Annotated in this window: 9 protein-coding genes; all 9 read right to left on the reverse strand. The window is 35.1% G+C overall.

Translation table 11 applies throughout. The annotated features are described in order from the left end of the window. Positions 1-351: 351 nt before the first annotated feature. The gene (locus ACFIKG_RS08460; RefSeq protein ID WP_005864994.1) at positions 352-747 is read right to left on the reverse strand and encodes a type II toxin-antitoxin system HicB family antitoxin; all 396 of its coding nucleotides are present in this window, start codon (positions 745-747) and stop codon (positions 352-354) included. Then, entirely contained in the window at positions 744-944 is a 201-nt protein-coding gene (locus ACFIKG_RS08465) for a type II toxin-antitoxin system HicA family toxin (RefSeq protein ID WP_007553727.1), read from the reverse strand. Before ACFIKG_RS08465 ends, ACFIKG_RS08460 begins: the two co-directional genes overlap by 4 nt. Before the next feature lie 67 nt (positions 945-1,011). Further along, on the reverse strand, positions 1,012-1,548 hold the full coding sequence (locus tag ACFIKG_RS08470; protein WP_375627573.1) for a hypothetical protein: 537 nt from the start codon (positions 1,546-1,548) through the stop codon (positions 1,012-1,014). A 10-nt stretch (positions 1,549-1,558) separates the two neighbouring features. Then, on the reverse strand, positions 1,559-2,011 hold the full coding sequence (gene ssb / locus ACFIKG_RS08475) for a single-stranded DNA-binding protein (RefSeq protein WP_375620506.1): 453 nt from the start codon (positions 2,009-2,011) through the stop codon (positions 1,559-1,561). A gap of 136 nt (positions 2,012-2,147) precedes the next feature. Further along, positions 2,148-2,528, reverse strand: a complete 381-nt coding sequence (locus tag ACFIKG_RS08480; protein WP_015856258.1) for a helix-turn-helix transcriptional regulator — start codon at positions 2,526-2,528, stop codon at positions 2,148-2,150. A gap of 32 nt (positions 2,529-2,560) precedes the next feature. Beyond that, complete coding sequence (locus ACFIKG_RS08485) at positions 2,561-3,427, reverse strand: DNA adenine methylase (protein WP_375627561.1); 867 nt, start codon at positions 3,425-3,427, stop codon at positions 2,561-2,563. A 109-nt stretch (positions 3,428-3,536) separates the two neighbouring features. Continuing rightward, positions 3,537-4,055: a hypothetical protein gene (locus ACFIKG_RS08490; RefSeq protein WP_375652111.1), complete on the reverse strand. Its 519-nt coding sequence runs from the start codon at positions 4,053-4,055 to the stop codon at positions 3,537-3,539. Further along, positions 4,042-4,389 carry a hypothetical protein gene (locus ACFIKG_RS08495; protein ID WP_375649263.1) on the reverse strand — a complete coding sequence of 116 codons (348 nt, stop codon included), beginning with the start codon at positions 4,387-4,389 and terminating at the stop codon, positions 4,042-4,044. The genes ACFIKG_RS08490 and ACFIKG_RS08495 overlap by 14 nt, the downstream gene beginning before the upstream one ends. 178 nt (positions 4,390-4,567) lie before the next feature. Beyond that, positions 4,568-5,141: hypothetical protein (locus tag ACFIKG_RS08500; protein ID WP_375652112.1), on the reverse strand; the 574-nt coding region annotated here is incomplete at its 5' end.

Genomic DNA, 5,141 nt, shown 5'->3' on the forward strand with positions numbered 1-5,141 from the left:
CAACACACATTGGCTTAGTGATGACAGCTTTCATCATTGCTCCTTTTGAGTCATAATTAATGACATCATTAGTCAAATATTGATTTTTATTCTGTGAAAAATTGATTAACCAGAATTACCGAGAAAACGGGGCTTTCTAGCCACGTTTCAAGTTCACATTTTACTGAATTTTTGAGGATATTTTTGAATTTTAGACACAATACGACTAGTGCCGTGTCGTCATTAAATACGATTTTTTACACTATGTCAACAAAAAAATCATGATCTTGTATTTTTTTTATTTTTTTACCTAAATATGGTGTTTTTAGAAACAAAAAGGTATGTATTGACACAGCCAAAAAAGAAGAAAATCTAAATATTAAGCTCGTGACGCGCTGCTGTTGCCAAAAAAGCAGATCTTGTTAAACCTCTTTCTTGTGCACAATCATCAATTGCACGCAAAAGCCCTCTTTCAATAGATATATTCGTACGTACCACTTCTGCATCATTTTCAATAAAGGGGACTTGTATTAAAAAAGCTCCTTCTGACAAAGCTGTTTTGACAGATTCCCGTTGGATGACTTCCTCAAATTTTGAAGGAATAGGCACTATATCTATATCTTCGCAATAAAGTTGAAGTGCTTCTGTTGCGTTTGCGATTAAATTTTCTTCCTCATCAGCAGCAGAAAAAAGTCCCTCAAAATCAGGAAACTGAACACCAAAAGCAGAATCTTCATCTTTATGAACAAGAGCAAAAAATCTTTTCATTTTTCTTCTCCTTTTTTTAACCAACCTGCTTGTTGTGCGATAGAACGTGCTGTACCAATCGGAAGATTTTTTTTAGGATGTGGAACAATAACAACCTTACCATCTTTTTTTAATTTATGATGAGAACCTTTTACTTTGACAAGTTCAAAGCCATCACGCTTTAATTTTGCAATGATTTTTCGGCTATCTTGTTCCATTCCCTAAACTCACGATGTGTAAATATATACACATTTTAATGATTTTTCATCTGATGTCAATTCTTTTTTAACGGCTAAAGTGCTTATGAAGCGCATTAAGAACAATACGCAAAGAACTAACAAGATGTGTTAGCGATTGATCTTCTATAACAAGATATTGTAATGCAGCATAAAGATTATACTGTCTATAGAGGTGTTGTGCTTCTTTGATAGCCTCTTTCGTCACTTCATAACAATGAGTTGCTCTTTCAATCCACCGTTTTTGTGCCTCCTCATTTGATGGAGGAGTAAAGTTATCATAAATTGCATTAGGCAATCCTTTTGCACATAGGTAATTGTTTCTCACTTCAAGATATTTTTGTGCAGCATCATATTGGTCTTGATTAATCACACCTTGCAGATAAAGCCGCCCGATATAGGTACCGGAAAGCGGATTTTTAGCCTCTTCTATGGTCAAGCAGAAGCGTTTGGCACGCATTTCAATTGCCAATTTATCCATGGGTTCATGCGGTGTTTTTGCTCGTGAGATGCGTCCATTTGGTTCTCTGATACACCCTTTAATTCGAGGACGACCACGTTTTGCATGTTTTTTTCTTTTAGCCATATTTTTTCAATCAGAATGGGACGCTATCGTTAAGAGCTGTTCTATAATCTTGAGCACCTGAAGCGATAGCATAATTTTGAGAAGTAATAGGTGAAGGGGTAGGGGATGCCGATTGATCTTTCTTTGCATCAAGCAAATACAACTCGCCTTTGAATTGTGGTAAGACAATCTCTGTTGTATAACGGTCATGCCCATTTTTATCTTGCCATTTGCGTGTCTGTAATTTTCCTTCTATGTAAACCTTTGAACCTTTGTTGAGATATTGAAGTGCAATTTTTGCCAAATGTGGATTAAAAATCACAACGGAATGCCATTCTGTTTTCTCTACTTTTTGATTGGTTTTTTTATCTGTATAGCTCTCAGAAGTCGCTATACTAAAATTGACTATTTCTGCTCCAGAATTCATTGTTTTGCTTTCGGGATTAGCACCAAGGCGCCCGATTAACGTCACTTTATTTAGCATATTTGTAGCCCCATTAGATTAGCAATTTATACATGAAAAATCTTAGCATAATTTGCATATTTATTCAATTATTTCAAAAGGATATTATTGTTTTTTAACATATAAAATTATGTTTACGGTGTATAAAATAAGGGGATCAAGGTATTCTATTCTGCAAGCACCGTTTTTTTTCTACTTTCTCCATGAGTTCCTTGCACTTTGTCAGATCTTGTTGTGAAAGAGACTTAAACATTCTAACAAACGTGTTAGAAATTTCATGGTTAAGTGGGTCAGAAGAGTTCATTGTAAAATTCTTACGACAAATATTTGCTTCTCTTCTCAAGATAGAAGCCGTTTCTTCATCTAAAGCATATTTCTCAATGATCTTTTCTTCCATGTCAGCAGGTATAGGCTTTTTGCCAATTTCTACAGAAGATAAAAATGCTATAGATACGCCTAATTTATTAGCCATATCTAATAAACGTTCTGTCCGATCAATACGAATTTTACGTAAGGTTTTGCCAAATGGTGTAAGCATGTGATTAAAGCTCCTATTAATGAAATCTGCAATTAAGCTGCTTTGAGAAGCGAGCCTATATTCTTTTCTAAAAATTGAGGTACTTTGATTTTAGGTGAAAAAATCATCAATTTGGTAGCTTGCCTTTTCTCTTGTAGAGAATATTGTAAGCTAAATTCTATTGAGAGATATTGCCTATACAAAAATTTAATTTCTTCAACGTTGTCATAAGTAATTAGCCAAGGCGCTGTCACATGTTGGGAGATGACATTCTCTAAATTATTATGATCATTAGCTTTGTAAAACGAAGTGTAAAGCCCTTTTCCTTTTTTAAAATAAGGAGGGTCCATATAAAAAAAGGTGTTTTCATCAGTTCCATAACGCAGCAAAAATTCCCGTGCATTTAAACGAGTTAAATGTATTTTATCTTTTTGTTCACTTATGCGAAGAATGCGTTCAATTATATTCTCTTTGTTAAATCGGCAATCTATTTTATAGGCACCGCTTTGTCCTTTCCCTCCAATTGGTCCAGCATTTTTAATAATTCCAGATCTATTTGTGCGATTCAAAAAGAGTGCTGCAAATCCTGCGCTAAGCACATCTGCACTTGCAGGAGAAATTTCTTTTTGTATGTACCATTCTTCTAAGTTAATGGTCGTTGTATTGATTTTTTCTATTAATTCTTCTGTCTTGTGCAAAACGCAATACCAAAAGCTCCAAATGAACAGATCAATATCGTTAATGTGAATATCTTTAACATCACCATTAAAAAGAAGCTTTAGAGCAAGTCCGCACCCGCCAGCAAATGGCTCTCTGTAGGAACAGCCATTTAATGCATTTTTCTCAAATATTTCTTTGATTTTTCCATACAGTGCAGCCTTACCGCCTGGATATCTCAATGGTGAGCAGACATGAGTCATTGTTACGCGCCTTTTTCAATGATTTTTTGATGTTTTTGTTGATTTCATCTATGAACGTTGAGAAGAGACAACGCCATTTAATCTGAACAGTTTTATAAAATCGGAAATTTTACTTTTGGTTTTTAACTGAGCACTGTAGTGTGTAAATAGATATGTTTATTAAACTGCGTGTACGTAACATAAGGAAAAATACACAGACTAAAAAAGAATACCAAAGAGCAATATCTGAGTACCAAAGTACAGTATCCAATGGAAAAGAAAGCTTATACTCCACGTACTTAGAAAAAATAGGCAAAGAAACAGTTTCCTTATAACTATTTGGAAAAATTAAAACGACAAGTGCTAAACTTATTAGCTTTAAAAGTCTGTGCATATACTGTTGTAAATCACGTGTTAATGTCTTCCAACCTGTTGTATTGCCGCGTTTGTATTTTGGATTGTTCTGCAACTCAAAAGGAATATGAGAATTGCATAAAATTACAAAAATATTTGTTATTATTATCAAACCAAAAGATGCAAATATCAAAATACCTTGGATAAAATAGGGATTTTTTTTAATTCCTAGAAAGCATAAAAATATAAAAATTATAATACCAAACAAGGCTCTTAGCTGCTTATCTGTAAACATATTTATTTCCTGCGGTTTTCGATAATTTTTTGATCTCTTTATTGATCTCGTCTATAAGAGGTTCGTAATTGAGAACGCTTTTCGGAATATTCCCACCGTAAACCCAAGCTTTTACTTGCGCTTTGGTACTAAAATCGGCATTCTTGGGTGTTTTGTAATACTGTCCGCCATCAAACTTTTCACACTCTCTTGTACCGTCTTCATATTCGTAGAGGTTGTAAAAATACTCCTCTGCTCCGTCCCCCCAAGGAACATAACCAACAGCTGTTGCAACAAACTCTTTTTGCATTGGTTGTTTACGGTTTTTTAAGAATAAATGTTTAAAAATGAACATGCTTTAATCCTAATTTTACCAATTGGTCTATTTACCTAAAATTTGACCGCACAGAGCGTTTTATATTACGGATATTTTTCATCGTAAAATCTTTAAATCGCTTTGTAAGGTACCTTTTTGTCGATTTAAATGCATATCTAATCGTAAAATGATCAGCACTTTTCACTATTTTGCTGTTTTAAGCCGCTTTAGAATTGCTACTGTTATGTTGCTCTTCACTAGGCTTGCCTATTCTCATGAATGAAATGCGCTTGCCTCCTAAAGCTAGGTTACGCGTATTTTCAACTGCTATAAAAACCTTCTCAGCAACACCATAAAGCCTGCTTTCTAAATCGCGACAATACTGCGCCAGATCAGCGCATGAGGGCACAAATGTTGTGGACATGCCTTTTGCCTCACCACGTATAAGATTTTTAACGGCTTGCAATAAAGACCAGAGTGAAATGCCGTTAAGAGCAGCGATATAAGCCTTTGCACGCGCTTCTGCATTCGAAACTTTTTGCATTGTCAAACCACCTTCAAGCACATCAAGAGCTTCTGCTATGTCTTCAACAGATGCTTTCAAGGTAAGTAAGTTTTGAACAGTCTGATAAGCTTCTAAAGCTTGTTTCTCTAGGGTTTTTGTCAATTGACTGCCATTGATCAAGGTCCATGGGAATTCCAGAGTTACACATCGCTCTATCTGTTGCACGGTATCTTGTAGAGGCGTCACTAAGCTGTGTTGCACCGATAAGATTACGGATTGTCTCTCC

Origin of the sequence: Bartonella sp. LB28NMGDW, assembly GCF_042194435.1 — a bacterium.
In the GTDB taxonomy this organism is placed as follows: domain Bacteria; phylum Pseudomonadota; class Alphaproteobacteria; order Rhizobiales; family Rhizobiaceae; genus Bartonella; species Bartonella grahamii.

Excerpts from the sequence above, each read along its gene's own strand:
- ACFIKG_RS08460 (WP_005864994.1), bottom strand. The coding sequence starts at position 747 with ATGAAAAGATTTTTTGCTCTTGTTCATAAAGATGAAGATTCTGCTTTT.
- ACFIKG_RS08465 (WP_007553727.1), bottom strand. The coding sequence starts at position 944 with ATGGAACAAGATAGCCGAAAAATCATTGCAAAATTAAAGCGTGATGGC.
- ACFIKG_RS08470 (WP_375627573.1), bottom strand. The coding sequence starts at position 1,548 with ATGGCTAAAAGAAAAAAACATGCAAAACGTGGTCGTCCTCGAATTAAA.
- ssb (WP_375620506.1), bottom strand. The coding sequence starts at position 2,011 with ATGCTAAATAAAGTGACGTTAATCGGGCGCCTTGGTGCTAATCCCGAA.
- ACFIKG_RS08480 (WP_015856258.1), bottom strand. The coding sequence starts at position 2,528 with ATGCTTACACCATTTGGCAAAACCTTACGTAAAATTCGTATTGATCGG.
- ACFIKG_RS08485 (WP_375627561.1), bottom strand. The coding sequence starts at position 3,427 with ATGACTCATGTCTGCTCACCATTGAGATATCCAGGCGGTAAGGCTGCA.
- ACFIKG_RS08490 (WP_375652111.1), bottom strand. The coding sequence starts at position 4,055 with ATGTTTACAGATAAGCAGCTAAGAGCCTTGTTTGGTATTATAATTTTT.
- ACFIKG_RS08495 (WP_375649263.1), bottom strand. The coding sequence starts at position 4,389 with ATGTTCATTTTTAAACATTTATTCTTAAAAAACCGTAAACAACCAATG.